The organism is Bradyrhizobium nivariense (assembly GCF_029846695.2).
GTDB lineage: Bacteria > Pseudomonadota > Alphaproteobacteria > Rhizobiales > Xanthobacteraceae > Bradyrhizobium.
Genome location: NZ_JARWCR020000056.1, coordinates 26,979 through 44,208 on the forward strand (window position 1 = coordinate 26,979; position 17,230 = coordinate 44,208).

A 17,230-nucleotide genomic window follows, 5' to 3' on the forward strand; every position below is an offset into this window, starting at 1 on the left:
GTGAAGAATGAATTCAATCCACAAGGCCAAAGTTGGCGACTATGTCGCGGCCTTGCATGCCCTGAAGGTAGACAACCGGCTGCGTGGCCTCAAGCCGCGCGCGGGCATCGATTTTGCGTCGAACGATTATCTGGCGCTCGCGAGCGCGCCGCGGATGAAAAAGGCTGTTTACGCCGCGCTAGAAGCCGGCACACCGATCGGAGCCGGCGGGTCGCGGCTTCTGCGCGGCAATTGCGACGAACACGAAACTCTCGAAGCAGAAGCGGCTCAGTTCTTTGGGGCGGAGACGGCGCTTTTCCTTGGTGGCGGGTATATCGCAAATTTTGCTGTCCTAACAACGTTGCCACAGCGGAGCGATTTGCTTGTTCTCGATTCTCTGGTGCACGCAAGTATTCATGAAGGCGCGCGAGCTGGCCGGGCCGAGTTTCGGATAAGCGACCATAACGACGCCCAGTCGGTCGAGGACACAATTCGTGACTGGCGGGCCGAGGGCGGAACGGGTCGCGTCTGGATCGTGGCCGAAAGTCTCTACAGCATGGATGGCGATTTCGCCCCGCTCGAAGGCCTGGTTGCGATCGCGGACCGGTACGACGCGTTCCTGATGGTGGATGAGGCTCATGCCACAGGCGTTTACGGAGAGCAGGGACGAGGGCTCACCGCGCCTTATGAGGGACGCGACAATCTCCTGGTCGTTCATACCTGCGGCAAAGCGCTCGGTGCGGCAGGTGCACTTGTCACTGCCTCCGGCGTGCTACGCGACTTTATGGTCAATCGCTGCCGTCCATTTATCTTCGCCACCGCCCCCTCACCGCTGATGGCTGTCGCCGTGCGGGAGGCACTCTTCATCCTGCAACATGAACCTGAGCGGCAGCAGCGTCTGGCCAAGCTGGTCGCGTTCACGCATCGGGAGATGGGTTTGCGCGGTTGGCGAAGTCCTTCGGCCTCGCAAATCGTGCCGTATATCGTTGGCGACAACGCACGAGCGATGCGGCTCGCGTCAAGACTGCAGGCTCGCGGGTTCGATATCCGAGGAATCCGGCCGCCAACCGTGCCGGCGGACACGGCGCGTTTGCGAATTTCACTGACGCTCAACGTTGGGGAGGATGACGTGCGTGCAATGCTCGATGCTCTGTTCGAGGAGACCAGAGGTGAAGCGCGATGAGGCAGCAGATCGTGGTCACAGGCACCGATACGGGAATCGGGAAGACGGTGTTTTCCGCGGGGCTCGCCGATCTCCTCGGCGCGAACTATTGGAAACCGATTCAGGCCGGCCTCGAAGGAGAGACTGATGCCGAGCTCGTCGCGCGACTGGGCAATCTCTCGTCCGATCGCATCGTGCCGGAGCGTTATCGCCTTCAAACGCCCGTTTCGCCTCATCATTCCGCTGAAATTGATGGAATTTGCATTGAGCCAGATTTGCTCGATGTGCCGGACACCGGGGAGCGACCGTTAGTGATTGAGGGCGCTGGCGGCTTGATGGTGCCGCTGAGGGGCGATACACTCTACATTGATGTCTTCGAGCGATGGCGGCTTCCGGTCGTGCTTTGCGCGAGCACGGCACTAGGCACCATCAATCATTCGCTGCTGTCGATAGAGGCTCTGCGAAAGCGCCAGATCCCTATTCTTGGCATTGCCTTCATTGGGGAACCAAATGCTGAGACCCAGATCGCAATTCGGGAGATTGGGCGGGCGCGTTGGTTAGGGCGATTGCCCTGGCTGTCTCCCCTCACAGCAGACACGCTGCAGGCCGCCTTTAAAAGCTCGTTCCGTGCCGATCAATTCAAGCAATGAGGACGAAGCCGAAGTCGCCGATCTGGCATCCGTTCACACAACACGCTCTCCAAGAGGAGATGACAAAGGTTATACGTGCAGATGGCGCCTATCTCCACACCGCTGATGGTCGTCGAATTATCGATGCTATATCATCTTGGTGGGTGGTGACCCACGGCCATTGCCATCCACATATCGTGAGCGCCATCCAGGAACAGGCAGGCAAGCTCAACCAGATCATCTTCGCAGGCTACACCCACGAACCAGCTGAGGAGGTTGCGGCACTGCTTTTGAAAGTTGCGCCCCGTGGACTTGAGCATGTCTTCTTTTCTGATAGTGGCTCGACCAGTGTGGAAGTCGCGTTAAAGATGGCGCTCGGCTACTGGCACAACATCGGGAAGAAGCGGACGCGCATCGTCGTGATGCAACATTCCTACCATGGCGATACGATAGGGGCGATGTCGGTTGGCGCCCGTGGTGTGTTCAACGCGGCGTACAGGCCCCTGCTATTCGACGTTACGTCAATCCCGTTCCCTGGGAGAGGTCATGAACAGGCGACGCTCGATGCGCTCGAGTCTGTATGTCGCAACGAAGTTCCGGCAGCTTTTGTTGTGGAGCCTCTAATATTGGGGTCGGGCGGGATGCTGATGTACCCAGCCTGGGTGCTACGAGAGATGAGGCGGATCTGCGAGGCCTCGGACGTCCTGTTCATTGCCGACGAGGTCATGACAGGCTGGGGTCGCACCGGAACACTATTCGCCTGCGAGCAAGCCAATGTCACCCCCGATATCGCCTGCTATTCGAAGGGCCTCACGGGAGGGGCGCTTCCACTCGCGGTGACACTATGTCGCGCGGATATTTTCGACGCGCACTATTCGAAAGATCGGACACGTACGTTCTTTCATTCAAGTTCATATACGGCAAATCCAGTGGCCTGCGCCGCCGCAAAGGCCAACCTGGATCTCTGGCAAGATCCGGAATCTCGCCAACGCCTGGCGTCGGTCGCGGCGATGCAAGAGCAGGCAATTGAGTCATTCCGCGCCGATCCGCGCTTTGCAAACGTCCGTCGGAGCGGCACGATTACAGCGCTCGATCTGAAAACGAAGGGTGCAGGCTATCTCGCGGGTGTCGGTCCGAAGCTTCAGGCTTTCTTCAAAGACCGAAATCTGCTGCTGCGCCCGCTCGGCAATACGATCTATGTAATGCCACCATATTGCGTCACAGGGGCAGATCTTCATGAAATCTACCTCGGCATCACAGATGCCGCCGATGCGCTAGCTTAAGTGGTCTTGGCGTTCAGCGAGGGAGAATCCAAGGTTCGGCCGTCGGGTTTCTGATTACCACCCTTTGACCGCGTAAAGGCAAAGAGGGTGGTTCTGATTGAGTTGCTGTAGGCACGCCATCATCACCAGCTGAATTCCGTCGAGGAAAGCCGCCCGCACGCGGGATTCAAGCGTCAACGCGTAACTCATTGCATAAATCAAGATCGAAATATCGTTAGATTTGGTAATCAATACTTGGCTAGCGAAGCACGCCGATGGAGCGTGTCGCCTCGCCAAGGAGGCGCAATTCAGAGCTCAAACTCTTGCGCCCGGTGTCCGTACAAGCCGCGAGACTAGGCATCGCCCGCGCCGCACTTCCCGTGCGGGCGTGGTGTTGCAGCGAAGGAAAGGGGGCTATCCACGTAATCCAGACAGGAGGCGAGAAATGCGCAACAGTTCTCATGGTTCGCACCACGGTTCAGTAAAGTGCTGCGCGGTATGCGGTGGAAGGTTCGGGTTGATCCGCTACTACTGCTGGCGTACGGCCCTTTGCTCCAAGAAATGCGTCGACCGCTTCAAGGCCCGCCGGGAGGCCGACCATCAATGGTTTCGCTGGCTGCGAGCGGCTTAATACATGGCTTAACGGGGCCACGCTATGAAATTTATACTCGTGAATCAAAGGACCCTGCGCGGCGACAGAACCTGCACCGAATGTTCCTGGTCCTTAGGTCCGGGTTACGTGCGAGAGGTGGTAACGCGGAGAGAATATTGCAACTACGATTGCTACCGACGCTGCCACTTAATGGATATCGCCTTCCCGTACCTTACCGCGCGTGCCGATTCTAATTCCGGCACGAAAGGTCTCGTTCCTCTTGGGCTCGCAGCCTTGCTAGGTGCGGCTTCGTTCTGGCTTCAGGTCGGGGCGGCCTCGATGTCATGGATCAGCACAGCCGCGCATGCCGACGAGCCGTCCGCGGCTGAGCGACCTCCCTCGGTTTGAGCTGGGCTGAGTCGCGCGGTGTGCGCCAGCGTGACCCAAAGCCGCTCCGCATGAGGAAGAACGGCTGAGAAGTTCTTATTTGATGACCGCGCGATCATTGGAGGGTTTGATGCGTCTGTCCGTGACCGTGGAGAGGTAATTTCCTTTTTCCGTCTCCCCATTGACAGCTTCCTCTCGCCTTCCCAAGGAAGCGCCGACTCCCAAGCATGCGGGGTGGATCGCGATCTAAGATGAGCCACATTTCAGAGCTGCCTGTTGAACGCGTCACGATTCCACTCCTGCAGCGATGGAAGGAGGAGGGCCGTCGTATCGCGATGACCACCGCTTACGACGCGGTTACGGCACGCATCTCCGATCCGATCATAGATGTCATCCTTATCGGGGATAGCGTCGGCAACGTCTGTCTTGGATTCGATGATACATTGCCGGTCAGCATGGCGATGATGAACCATCACCTCGAAGCCGTTGTACGCACAAAGCCTCGTGTCTTGCTCGTGGCCGATATGCCCCTTCTTAGCTTCCATCTCAGTCCAGCGGAGACGATTCGTAATGCCGGAGGCTTCCTGCAGCGCGGGGCCGACGCTGTCAAACTCGAGGGGGGTGCCAAGCGTATCGAAATAGTGCGCGCCCTGATCGATTGCGAGATTCCTGTGATGGGCCACCTCGGCCTCACCCCTCAGAGCGTCAATGTCATGGGGGGGTTCAAGGTGCAGGGCCGGAACTCCGATGACGCCTTGCGCCTGCTCGATGACGCCCACCATCTACAGGAGGCCGGCTGTTTCGGCTCTCGTCCTGGAGGGTATTCCGGCTGAGCTCGCGGCGCGAGCGACCGAATCCCTGAGGATACCGACCATTGGAATCGGTGCGGGTCCTGGCTGCTCAGGCCAGGTGCTCGTCTTTCACGATGTGCTGGGATTGACTGAAGGTCATCGCCCCAAAATTTGTTCGCGCTTATGCCAATGGTTTCCAGTTGTTACAGGAGGCCCTGTCGCGTTGGGCAGCCGATGTCCGCAACGGTACATTCCCGACACCGCAAGAGTCCTGTCGGCTTCCTGAAGGCCTTCGCGACACGGTCGCGAACTGGACACCCTCCAATCCAACCTGATGTAAAGTACAACATGCAAACGATCACGACGGTCGCAGAGCTTCGTCGCGCGCTCGCAGAGGTTCGCAGCGCCGATAAACGCGTCGGACTTGTGCCGACGATGGGCTATCTACACGACGGCCATCTGGCGCTGGTCGAGGCCAGCCGGACGCAATGCGACGTCGCCGTAGTTAGCATTTTCGTCAATCCTACTCAATTCGGGCCCAATGAGGATCTCAGCACCTATCCGCGCGACTTCCTGCGCGATCAAGAGCTGTGTCGCGATGCGGGCGTTGCGATCGTCTTTGCGCCGGATATACAGGAGATTTATCCGGCTCAATTTGAGACCTTCGTCGAACCGGGCGAGCTCGCAAAACCAATGTGCGGAGCTTTCAGGCCTGGGCATTTTCGTGGGGTGGCGACTGTCGTTGGCAAGCTATTCAACATGGTGCAGCCGAATGTCGCGTTTTTTGGACAAAAGGATTTTCAGCAATGCGCGGTGGTGCGCCGCATGGCAATTGACCTCAACCTTCAATTGAGATCGTCACCGTGCAAACCGTCCGGGAACCGGACGGACTCGCGATGAGCAGTCGCAACCGCTACCTAAGCGAGGAAGAACGTTGGCGCGCTCTTGCCACCAGCCGTGGGCTGTTCGCCGCAGCGGATAAGTTTCGCTCAGGAGAGCGCGACGTGGAACAGCTGATTGCGATCGCAAAGGAGCAGTTGAATACGGTCGATCGACGCAGTACCTTGAGCTTGTCGACCCTGATACGCTCAAGCCCGCCGAGAGTCCTCTTCGGCGTACCGCTGCACTATGCGCCGCAGCCTACGTCGGCTCGACGCGTCTAATCGACAACGTGATACTACCGTTGCCAACTCCTTAGCGTTACTCACAACAAAACGACGGAATGAGCTCAGAGATACTGATGTTTGCAATGAATGGGTGTTTTCGTCCACGAACAGTTTTTGAGGGACCGGGCTCGGATTATTCGCGATCTAGCGGACAAGGCAGACCCTTTCATCAGAAAGAGAGTGCTGGGACCTCGCGGAACGGTATGACAGACGTATTAGCCGCCCATCTCAGGCGATCAAGATGGCGGCCACGGCGATTTCGCCGACCAGCACAATCGCGCCATCGATGCGGTGAAGTCCATCGAAACGTAAGCGCGATCGCGGCTGGACAAGCCGCAATCGAACACCGGCACAAGCCGAGAAAACGTGTCATGTGAGAAGCAGAAAGAGAAGGTGGAGACGGCTTGGTGGGGGCGCGGAAGTCGCAGATTTCTTACCCGATCAAACAGACTTGAACCGCGAAACGCGAAATGTGCATTATCTTTCTCACTAGGGACGGGGGAGATCTCCAAATGTTGGATGCCGCTACCACCGCGCTTCTGCGCGCGATCCTGGACGAGGTCTGCGAGAGCCTTTCCCCGCATGATACCGGTGCCCGCACTTACGTCGCCTCGAAGCTTCTGGAAGCCGCCATCAGAGGTGAGACGACGTCCGACCGCCTCAAACAGATCGGCCGCGAAGCCCTTTCCGAAAGACCGACCATGTGGGGGTAGGCGTAGACAACAGACACGATGTTGCCACTCAGTTGAATTTCCAGATCACAGTTCTGAAGATACTGGTGAGCTATCTGGTCGAGGCCGCACCGATGCTGAGCTTAAGCGTGACATGGCCATTTTGGCTGTCTCCTGCCTTGTCCGCGTTGGCCCAAAAAGTTGACGCCATGACCGCACGGAAAACTTGCATTCTGCCGAGCTGGCGCAGATTTTCGTCGATGCGAGGGCCGAGATTAGCGAATTTCGCTTTTAGGAAGCCGATAAATGTTACTGCAAGAGATCCTGATAAGTCGAACCCTGAGAACTGACTGTCTTGTCGGTAGAGCCGATGCGGCTCCTAGTTATCTCTCTCCATACGAACGACTGGAACCATCTGACGAAGCCTGAGTGGAGGTGAGGATGCGCCCCAAGGGACGAATCCGATGAAATGGGAGACCTTCGGATGCCGTACTACTCTTTTGATCTCGTGATTGACGAGGAGTACAAAAATCAAGGCGGCCTCATTCTCGAAAATATCGAGGTTGCCTCCGACCGAGCGGACCAGCTCGCGACCGAACTGTCTATTGTACATCCGGACCTGAAGGCCAAAGGCTGTGCGGTTCGGGTCACCAGCCCCGAGAACGCTGAGATCTATCGCACGCCACTCGATCCGGTCCCGTCATGGATGAGACGTCAGCACTGAGCGTCGGCAGTGGCGGGCGACACTCGAAACGATCGGTTTGGCTTATGGGAGGGGCGATCGCGCGTCCAGGGCGAGGCGCCGTGATGTTCCCAGACAGTCGAACTGTCGAGGTCATCTAAGGGCCATAGCGTCGACAGAATGGGCGCGCGATGGACGAGTAGAGATTCACGCTTACTTGACTTCGTCGCCTGAACTTAAAAAGGGAGCCTCGATGAGGCGACTGGGGCCTGGCCTTGCGTCCTAACAGCGTTCCACGTTTTTTCCGTTAAAAACCGGCTGAAGCCTGCATATCGACCGGCACCTTGTTGGATGCGGAAAAAGGCCGCGCGAACATTACGCGCGGCCAAGTCGGGGAGGAAAACGCTTGAAGGGGTATCGAGATGAGCAGATCGATCACTCATCGAGAGCTCCAAGCTTGTCAGAGAATCACCGTTGCGAGCGCGTCAATCATCTTTGATCCCGCGCTTGAGTGATCGGACAACCGAATTCAGCGCCGCTTGGCGGCGTTTTTCGCGCATGCTTCGCATCTTTTATGCGAAAATGATCAACGTGTCGCACGCTGTGAGCTACTACCGGGCTGTTCTGGCAGTTCGCATCTCATCGGCCTGTAAATTGATTTCACGTTGATAGATCTGCAACGTGTCCTCAAGGCGATATAGCGCGCCTCGGACCGCTTTTGCCCAGCGAGCTTGGCTCCTTATCATCGGCGCAAAGCTCGTCGAAATCTTCGCTCGCCACGACGCTGAGCAATAGTGCTTCACCTACACTGCGAGTTCAGGATTTTGAAATCAATGTAATTTAACTGGCAGATTGTCATCGACCGAATGAAGTCCTCTCCCGTTTAGCTCATATAGAAAAGCGCCCGTCGCACTCGCAATAACAAGCACTGCGCGGGCATGAACTTATTGAAGGGGTAAAATGAGTAAAATTGCTGCGAGGATTTTCGGGCAATCAAAGGGCTGCCGTGGCTTACGCATTGGATTGCGCGGCCAAATGGCACTGCTCGGGATTTCCGGGGTCCTCGTCACCGGTGCAATCTGCGCCGCCGCCCTGAATTATGCGAGCCTGGTCCAGCGCGATTCGAATCACAGCAACCAATTCAACGCCAATGTCGCATCATTGTCGCAAAGCTTTCTCGAGTCCCGACAAATCGCGAGCGATTTCCTGCGCAAGCCCAGTGAAGTGTCGATCAAGAAGTATGCGGACAATTATGAGCGGCAGCTCGCAGACTTGAGTCGCCTCGAAGCATTTTTGACGGCTTTGCCCGAGGATGACCCGCTGAAGCAAGCAACCTTCCTGCGGCCGGCGATCAATCTCTATGCAACGCGCTTTCAGAACGTAGTCTCGGCGCAACACAACCTCGGCTTCAATGAAGATGACGGATTCCAGGACAAGCTGCGCAAAGCCGTGCACACCGTCGAACAACGTCTGGCAGAGCTGAACCAGCCTCGGCTGACCATCTTGATGCTGATGATGCGCCGGCACGAGAAAGACTTCATCTTGCGCGGCGAAGACAAATATGGCGATCAACTGGTTGACCGGGCGGCGGAATTCGAAACCGCGCTCGCTCAGTCAAGCCTACCGGCTGAGATGAAATCCCAGATCCTCGAGCTGATTCGCGCATACAAGTCGAGTTTTATGTCGTTCATGGTGACGCAGCAAGCGCTGAGCGACCAGGTCGACGATCTCGCGCCGATCTTCGACCGTATCCGCCCGGCGCTCGTGAAGATCATGTCTGCCGCTGACGCGCGCTCGCGGGCTGCGGAAATGCGAGCTGAAGAAAATCGGCGGAAGCTGATCTGGGTGATCGGGCTTGCAACGATGGTCGTTGGCCTGCTCGCCTTACTGTTCGGCCAACGCATCGCCAAAACGGTCGCTTCGATGACGGCAGCCATGCGCCAGCTCGGCGACGGCCGGTTCGATGTGGTTCTCCCGGGCCTTGGCCGAAAGGATGAGCTTGGCGAGATGGCTGCGGCAGTCGAAATGTTCAAGCTGAGAGCTCGCGAGAGGGCGCAGGCCGAGCTCGACGCAAAGGTCGAACAAGATCGTACCGCTGCCGAGCAGCGTAAGGCCGATATCGCCCGGCTCGCCGGCGAATTCGAAGCCGCCGTAGGCAAGGTGATCGACACTGTCTCGTCCGCGTCCACAAAACTTGAAGTCTCCGCACGCAGCCTTACCAGTTCCGCTGATCACAGCCGGCAACTCTCCATAGAGGTCGCCTCCTCATCGGAGGATGCGTCTGAAAACGTTCAACGTGTCGCAGCCGCGACGGGCGAAATGGCGGCAACCATCGCCGGTGTGGGCCGGCAGGTGGAAGAGGTCGCCAACATGGCGCGCGTAGCGGTTCGCAAGGCCGAACTCAGCGACCCGCGCCTGGTTAATTTAGCGGCCGCGGCGGAGCGAATCGGCAGCGTGGTCCAGCTGATCGCCGCGATCGCGCGGCAAACCAATTTGCTCGCGCTGAATGCGACGATTGAAGCCGCGCGCGCCGGCGATCGCGGCAGAGGTTTCGCGGTTGTCGCCCAGGAAGTGAAATCGCTCGCGACGCAAACCGCGCACGCGACCGTTGAGATCAGCCAGCACATTGGCGGCATTCAGGCCGCGACGACTGAGTCGGTCGTCGCGCTTACCGAAATTGGCGTCATCATCGGCCGCATCTCGGACATCGCCATCACCGTGGTCGATTCGATCGGGGAACAGGAGGCGACCAGCAAGAACATTGCGTTCAATTTGCAGGAAGCGGCGGCCAGGACAACCCAGGTGGCAGCGAGCGCCGGTGAAGTCACCAACCGCGCAAAGGAAACCGGAGGGGCTTCGATGCAGGTGCTGATGTCTGCCGAACTGCTATCTGAGGAAAGCTCTCGGCTGAAGCACGAACTAGACAGCTACCTGGGCAGTGTTCAAGCGGCTTAAATCGGCGTGTCAACGTCGTAAGCTCTCCACGCCTGAAAGTTGACCTTTCTTCCGAAGCCAAGTTGGCCCATCTGCTATCGGAATCGGCGGGTAAATGCTAGGAGACCGGGTCTGTTAGAGCTGCAACGCGGAAGCGCTGAGCACTCCTACGGTTCTCATGCGCGGTTTCTTTATCTCCGCCGCGAGACGGCGGAGCGAGCCGTAAACCCGACGCAAAAATGCTTATCCCCCCAACAACAGCAGGAATAATGCGCTGGTCTTGAATATCAATTTAGGTGCTGACCGGTCAAACGGCGCAACGCAGCGGTTGCTGCTCTCTTCTGCGGTGCAATCGAGGGTATTTCCATGCGCAATCATAACCTTGTTTCCGGTAGCCCTGGCACTGACCGCGGCCGGCCTCGCGCTGCTCTGCTCGAGCCTACTCGTCTTTGCCTTCGCTTAGCGGCTGCATCCGACGACGAGGGAACCGATCGACATCGAGCATATGGAATTATAAGCCGATGGTCTTGCTGCGGTGAAGGTTGCTGAGCGTCGGCATCCAGTAGGCGTTCTGCAGCATTGGCGGCTTCGCGGCAAAGCCGCCGTTTCTAAGCGGTTTCGATCGATATCTTGTCCTCTGGAGGAAGAACGTCGCCTCATGAAGTTGACGGTATTGCCCGTCAGTCGCTGTAATTGTCGATTGCTGGCGCCGTCGGCACAAGCCGACAGTCGTTGGTGAAATCCATCGAAAAGCGGCATCAGAACGCGGACTTCAGGCGTCAGTGCCGCGCCATTGTATGAATCAATATCGCCATATCGGTACTGTGCAGGGCGAACGCGACCATTACACGAGCCGACGTTTGTGGAGAGCGGCAAAGTGCAATGGCGGCGGCCAAACCAATTCCAATTGGACGAAGCAGAAAATGATCTGGCTGCAGACAATTTGATGCGCTCGGGAGCGACATAGTCCGATCTGAGCGCAGGTCCACCGCGACGGATCAGCTAGTCCGAAATGGAAACGAGGCGGCTGAAGCCATCGGCATGATGATGTAACGCCAGCCATGACGGCAAGACTAACTTGTTCAAGGCCGCAACCAGACACCTGTTCGGGGACGACCTCGATGGCAGAATGGGCCCTGCTGCTTGTGAGCGCCGCGACGGCGGTGCTTGCCGGCATCACGGCTGCGGAGGCGACCGACTGTCCGCGCAAGGACGCACTCGGGACCTCGCGCGTGCTCGCCGTTGACGCCAAGACTCATCCGCGGGTTGGACTGAAGAGCTTTCCCCAAACTCTCCCCTTGGCCGACCACGAGGTCGTGCTGACCTTCGACGACGGGCCCCGGCCGCCGTACACGGAAAAGGTGCTGGCGGCGCTCGCGCAGGAGTGCGTCCGAGCCACGTTCTTCCTGGTCGGCAAGTCGTCAGCCCAATTTCCCGAGCTCGCGCGGCGCGCGGCCGCGCAAGGCCACACCATCGCGCACCACACTTGGTCGCATTCGATGGCGTCGAAGATCAGCTTCGAGAAGGCGAAAGAGGACATCGATCGCGGGATTGCCGCCGACGAAATGGCGCTCCATGGAGTATCGACAATGGCGCCTTCGACGCCGTTCTTCCGCTTCCCCTATTTCGACTCGACCCCTCAGACGCTCGAGCTACTCCAGTCTCGGGGCATCGTCGTGTTCGGAGCGGACCTGTGGGCCAGCGACTGGGAGGAAATGACGCCAGACCAGGAGCTGAAGCTGATCACCAGCCGGCTCAATGCCGAGGGGAAGGGGATCATTCTGTTTCACGACGCCAAAGCACATACCGCCGCGATGATGCCCGCCTTCCTACGGTACCTGCACGACAACGGCTATCACGTCGTTCACGTCGTTCCGACGGCTCCGCTGCAGAGGAATGCCGATACGCATTGATGGCGGAGTGTCACGGCGGCGCAGAGTGGAGCAATCCCGAATCCACTAAGCCGTCGTTCATGTGTGCAGGATGAAGGCGGAATCGCGCATGAGCCGTTTCGGGCAGGTAGGAACCGCAAAGTGACGTGGATCACTTCAGACGTCTGCCTCATCCTTGCCGTTTACGCGCCGGCAGGAGTGGCAGGGGCGCATAGCCGCTCGGTATCTTCGTCGTGCTGCACTTCCTGATTTTGGAATGGAGAAGCCCACCGCTTGTGACCCAAGCGATCTTCCGCTCGAATGCCGCGACCGTCTCACGCTGTAAGCGTGTCCGCAAGCATTAGAAGAGGTCTTCCAAACAAACAGATCGTAAAGTGATGAAAGTGAACGACAAAAACGATCTCGCGCGACACGGCCCGACGAGGCTCTCATAAAGCATTTAACGGCAATGCGATGGCAGGCAGTGAACCCGGCTCATCTGGACGGGACATTGTCTATTCGAGGAACACGCGAGAAGCCGGCCTCAATCGCGAGCTCAACGACCAAGTTACACGCGTTCGTCGGGCGTCCGTGATGTTCTTCATCGCGCGGCAACAAATGGCGCGTCCGATGAGAGATTAGAAAAACTGATTATCTAAACACTACCAAAAACAGTGCGCCTTGGACTCGCGCGTTTCACGATTCTCTGAGAGCATTGATCTCAGGCAATGAAGCCGGTCAGGGACGCTCTCATGGTGCCCACCAACATCTTTGACAGAGTGAGTAATTCAGTTATTGCCGCGGCCCGATGAGCGTTCCTTCTGCGACGCGCGCGGCCATTGCGATGGGACCGTCGAATGTGATTGCTCGGGACTGGATCCGGCAAATCGCTGGTCGGCCTGCCGCTCGAACTTTCTACGAGGGGGGAGAGTAGATCCAGATGCGTGAGTCTTTTCGCAAGCGGTCAGCCTCGCTCCTGTAACGTCCGAGCATGAACACGATGGGGGTGACACGCAGGTCCAAAGAAGGAGAGAGGGCTCCGTGCGACCATTACGATGTTCGACAAATTACGTTCGGCTTTCTGAGATATTTTTGGAGCGGCACGAGGACGCTATCACCTCAATGTGAACTAGAGCGTCATCTCACGTTCAACCGTGCAGTGTATCTGCTTTGAATCGGGTGCTGCGGCAGCCTCCGTCCGCCGCTGGACCAGGTCGTATGTTGGTTAAGCTTGGAAGAGGATATGATATGGTGACCACGCGTGAAGTGTCTATCGATGACGCCACAACGGTGACCCACATGGTTGCTGCCCTACTTGCTGAACTTGAGGGCGGTCAAATGCAGGACGAACTAGATACCCAGCTTGTTGTCGACCTCCTGGCGATGAAAGAGCGCGTCTACGGGTTTCTGGCTTTCACGGAGGCACGCCCGGTCGGCCTCATTATGTTGTCGGAAGGCGCCGCGCTTTTTGCGCGCGGAACCTACGGCATTATCACCGAACTCTATGTGGTGCCCGATCAGCGATCGTCTGGGGTCGCGATGCGTCTCATTGCGGCCGCGGTGGGCCTGGGGACAGTAAAAGGCTGGGGCCAGCTTGAAGTGGGGGCGCCGAGGCAACCCATGTGGAGCCGTAGCCCCACCTCAGCATTGTACTTGAAGGCCGGTTTTGCAGAGATCGGCCCACGCCTCAAATTGCCGTTGCACGGCTTAGCCAGTCATCGTGCGAAATGTAATGCTGCAGGGCGATCGCGATTATATCCTCGGCGGCAACACGCACTCTGCCGCGGTGTGTCGGATTCATCTTCTGCGAGATTTGCGTGAGCGTCGAATTGCCGGCGCCCGGTTGACCGGCGACGAAGTTTGTAATGCCGGCTTGTCGCGCGCGGTGAGCGATCGGCAATTGTCGGAGGAGATCCTGGCGGACGCGGTCGAGGCGGGGCGGCGCTGAGGCTTGCGAAGGGGCCGTGATGCGTTGGAACCTCCGTTGGCGATGTGTGCAATTTCCTGGTGGCTGCAACGAATCTCCGGCCGGAGCAACACTACGAAACTTGATGTGCACGCACCGGCCGGGTTAGCGTTTCGCGCGGCCTTAGAACTTCCCCAAGTTCGCTTAGTTCGCACTGGATCGCCGCCTGGGTCTCTCAGGCGGCGGTCCGGATCAAAGCCCGTCAGGGGCTCCCTCCATCTCGTCATTTCGTCGCAGGGCGCGGTGCCATTGTCGGCATTGCCGCCTTGGCCATGATGAAACATGATGGGCCTTGGCCGGAGACGACTTGTCTTCGGGAAGGTGGAGATGACGCCGAACGCGCAAAGCGCAGATTCGGCCGGTTGAAGGAGCTCTTGACCGCCGACAGCACGCCCTCCGCAATCAGCGGGATGTCCATCGGGCGCTCGCGTAGCGCCGGCATGTGCACCGGGAATGCGGCGAGGCGGTAGTACAGGTCGCGCCGGAAGCGACCGGCCTCGACCTCGGCCTCCAGGTCGCGGTTGGTCGCCGCCACCACGCGAACGTCGACCTTGCGCACGCGCTGCGCGCCGAGCGGCCGGATCTCGCTCTCCTGCAGCACACGCAGCAGCTTGACCTGGAACGCCGGGGAGGTCTCGCCGATCTCGTCGAGGAAGATCGTACCGCCATCGGCGACCTCGAACAGGCCGATACGATCCTGGTAGGCGCCGGTGAAGGCGCCCTTCTTGCAACCGAACAGATCGCGTTCCAAGAGCTCGTCCGGCAGCGCGCCGCAGTTCTCGACCACGAACGCCTTGTTGGCCCGCGCCGAGCCGTAATGGATCGCGCAGGCCAGAAGCTCCTTGCCGGTGCCGGATTCTCCGGTGACCAGAACCGAGATATCGTAGTCGGCGGCGCGCCTGCCGAGCTCGATCACGGCGTGCATCGGGCTTTGCGTCGAATGCACGATGCGGTCGAAATCGCAGAGCTGCTTGGCCACTCCGCGCTTGACCGAGACGACCTTCTTGATGTGCCCCGAGGTCGCCTTGACGTCGACGCCGGCGGTCTCGGTCTCCTTCTGCAGCCGATAGAGCTGAACCGCCTCCTTGACGGTTTCGGCCAGTTGGTCCGGCTGCCAGGGCTTGGTGATGTATTGATAGATGCCGGCCTCGTTCAGTCCTGCGATGATGTCCTCGGACTCCGAATAGCCGGAAATGATCATCCGCACCGGATCCGGCCTGAGCTCGCGGACGCGCTTCAGGAAGCTCACGCCGGATTCGTGCGGCATCCGCTGGTCGCAGAGGATCGCGTGGACAATCTCGCCCTCCAGCAGCTTCTCCGCATCGGTCGCATTGCCGATGCAGAGCACCTCGAAATCCTCCCTGAGCACGCGCCGCAGCGCTCCTGCGAGCGGACCTCGTCGTCGACGAGGAGAATGGTTCCCTGAATGCTCACGATGGCACCGCCATGCCGACAGGCCGATCTGGCGCACGCCGGGACCGGTGACCAGCGATGGTCAGCGGCGTGCGCGACTTCGGCACCTTGTGGATGAAATTGTAGCGCGCGACGTGGTAGCTCGGATCGAAGCCGTAGAAATTCAGCTTCATCCGCCGCAGCTCCTCGTCGCGGTAGGATTGCAGGGGCTTCTCGGCCTCATCGGCGGCGCGCCACTGCCGCTTGGCGGCGAGGCGCATGGCAAAGCCGGCATCCGACGCCATGGTGGCGCCGCGCTGTACGAGGCTTATATCGGCAAGCTCCTCGCCCGATAGCACGCGATCGACGATGCCGAGGCGCCGCGCCTCCGCCACGCCCATCGGGAGCCGGCATTGCGTGATCCGGGTTGCGTTCGCGGCGCCCGCACGGCGCGGCAGCAGATAGGTCCAGTATTCCGAGCCGTAAAGATTGCCCATGTCCTTGTAATGCGGATTGAGGACGATCTGGTCGCTTGCCCAGACCTCGTCGGCGGCAAGACTCAGGAAGACGCCGCCCGCACCCGCATTGCCGCGAATGACCGAGACGACCAGGCGGTCGGTGGTCTCGATGATCGCGCGGGCAAGATCGTCGATCGCATTGATGTTGCGCCAGGACTCATCCGCGGGGCTGTCGGCCGCCTCGATTTCTGCAAGATGAATGCCGTTCGACTAATAATCCCGGCCGCCGGTCAGGAGCAGCACCCTGGTCGGGCGCGCCAGCGCCGCGCGATAGGCCTCGAGCAGGGCCTCACAGTCGGCGGTCGCCATGGCGCCGTTGTAGAAGGAGAACGCGAGCTCGCCGACCTCGCCATGCTCGCGATACCGGATCGGGGCGTAGCCGCAGCCGGGCCGGTGCGGCAGATGCGCCGCCTCGGCGGCAAAGAGTTTCGCCGCCGGCAGCTTCAGGCTCTTCGGCGCGAGCTTCCTGACATGCCCGATCCAGACCGCGCCATCGACCGTGGCGCGCGCCAGCGCGCCGTCGCATTGCGCGACGACGGTGCCGGGCACGCCGGAGATGCCGTGCGCCTCATGCGCATCGAACAGCCTGACCTCCTGGAAGGACGGACTGTCGACCAGGCCCGGCATACCGTCGGCGCTGTCAATCTTGCGCAGCACGGTCGCGGTGGTGTCGTGCTGCCAGTCGATCGCCCGGCCCGCCTGGCGGCAAGGTCCGCGCACGCGAATGCGCGGGTCGTCCGTGTCCATCGGCTGCGGGGCAGGCCGTCCGGATTCGATCGCCGCGACGGCTTCGAGCACCGCCGCAACCGCGCAGGACGTCACCTCATTGCGGTAGATGCTGGACTTAGGCGCACGCCGCATCGGGAAGCTGCGGAACGCCCAGACCAGACCGGCGTCGAACTCGCCATCCGCCTGCAAGACCGTGACGCCCCACTCGCTTGCACCGTCCAGAATCGCCCAGTCGAGCGCCGCCGGACCGCGATCGCCGGGCGGACCGGGATGGACGACCAGGCAACGCAGGCTGCGCCAGACGTCGTTGGGAATCGCCTGCTTCAGGAACGGCGCGATCACAAGGTCCGGCCGATGCAGCGCCACGCTCTCGCGCGTGACCTCGGCATGGATGTCGAGCTCGACCGCGACATTGTGGCCTCGATCCCTGAGCTCGACATGCAGCCGCTGCGTCAGGCTGTTGAAGGAATGCGACAGGAGCAGGATGCGCATGATTTGC

The 17,230-nt window shown here is 59.5% G+C and carries 10 protein-coding genes and 3 pseudogenes; 10 read left to right on the forward strand and 3 right to left on the reverse strand.

Annotation, left to right across the window (positions count from 1 at the left end; translation table 11 throughout):
* Positions 1-7: 7 nt before the first annotated feature.
* From QCM77_RS33160 to QCM77_RS33205, 10 genes and pseudogenes are all read left to right on the forward strand, one after another.
* Positions 8-1,162, forward strand: a complete 1,155-nt coding sequence (locus QCM77_RS33160) for an 8-amino-7-oxononanoate synthase (RefSeq protein WP_279686290.1) — start codon at positions 8-10, stop codon at positions 1,160-1,162.
* Positions 1,159-1,791 (forward strand): dethiobiotin synthase, encoded by a 633-nt coding sequence (gene bioD, locus QCM77_RS33165; RefSeq protein WP_279686291.1) that lies wholly within the window; start codon positions 1,159-1,161, stop codon positions 1,789-1,791. Before QCM77_RS33160 ends, bioD begins: the two co-directional genes overlap by 4 nt.
* Positions 1,788-3,053 (forward strand): adenosylmethionine--8-amino-7-oxononanoate transaminase, encoded by a 1,266-nt coding sequence (locus tag QCM77_RS33170; RefSeq protein ID WP_279686292.1) that lies wholly within the window; start codon positions 1,788-1,790, stop codon positions 3,051-3,053. Before bioD ends, QCM77_RS33170 begins: the two co-directional genes overlap by 4 nt.
* Before the next feature lie 1,209 nt (positions 3,054-4,262).
* Positions 4,263-5,137: pseudogene (gene panB, locus QCM77_RS33175) on the forward strand (3-methyl-2-oxobutanoate hydroxymethyltransferase).
* Between the two features lie 13 nt (positions 5,138-5,150).
* A pseudogene (panC, locus tag QCM77_RS33180) lies at positions 5,151-6,000 on the forward strand (pantoate--beta-alanine ligase).
* 480 nt (positions 6,001-6,480) lie between these two features.
* A complete protein-coding gene (locus QCM77_RS33185) occupies positions 6,481-6,681 on the forward strand; it encodes a hypothetical protein (RefSeq protein ID WP_279686293.1) in 201 nt (66 codons plus the stop codon).
* Between the two features lie 442 nt (positions 6,682-7,123).
* Positions 7,124-7,363 (forward strand): hypothetical protein, encoded by a 240-nt coding sequence (locus QCM77_RS33190; RefSeq protein WP_279686294.1) that lies wholly within the window; start codon positions 7,124-7,126, stop codon positions 7,361-7,363.
* A 918-nt stretch (positions 7,364-8,281) separates the two neighbouring features.
* Positions 8,282-10,276: a methyl-accepting chemotaxis protein gene (locus QCM77_RS33195; protein WP_511337219.1), complete on the forward strand. Its 1,995-nt coding sequence runs from the start codon at positions 8,282-8,284 to the stop codon at positions 10,274-10,276.
* Between the two features lie 1,100 nt (positions 10,277-11,376).
* A complete protein-coding gene (locus tag QCM77_RS33200) occupies positions 11,377-12,168 on the forward strand; it encodes a polysaccharide deacetylase family protein (protein ID WP_279686296.1) in 792 nt (263 codons plus the stop codon).
* 1,206 nt (positions 12,169-13,374) lie between these two features.
* Positions 13,375-13,947 carry a GNAT family N-acetyltransferase gene (locus QCM77_RS33205; RefSeq protein ID WP_279686297.1) on the forward strand — a complete coding sequence of 191 codons (573 nt, stop codon included), beginning with the start codon at positions 13,375-13,377 and terminating at the stop codon, positions 13,945-13,947.
* A 476-nt stretch (positions 13,948-14,423) separates the two neighbouring features.
* Here QCM77_RS33205 and QCM77_RS33210 read toward each other — a convergent pair.
* The 3 genes and pseudogenes from QCM77_RS33210 to QCM77_RS33220 all read right to left on the reverse strand — a co-directional run.
* A pseudogene (locus tag QCM77_RS33210) lies at positions 14,424-15,526 on the reverse strand (sigma-54-dependent transcriptional regulator); the annotation flags it as partial.
* Entirely contained in the window at positions 15,523-16,203 is a 681-nt protein-coding gene (locus QCM77_RS33215) for an enoyl-CoA hydratase/isomerase family protein (RefSeq protein ID WP_347882409.1), read from the reverse strand. The gene QCM77_RS33215 and the pseudogene QCM77_RS33210, both read right to left, overlap by 4 nt.
* A gap of 9 nt (positions 16,204-16,212) precedes the next feature.
* The gene (locus QCM77_RS33220) at positions 16,213-17,223 is read right to left on the reverse strand and encodes a formyltransferase family protein (RefSeq protein WP_279686298.1); all 1,011 of its coding nucleotides are present in this window, start codon (positions 17,221-17,223) and stop codon (positions 16,213-16,215) included.
* Between the last annotated feature and the right edge of the window lie 7 nt (positions 17,224-17,230).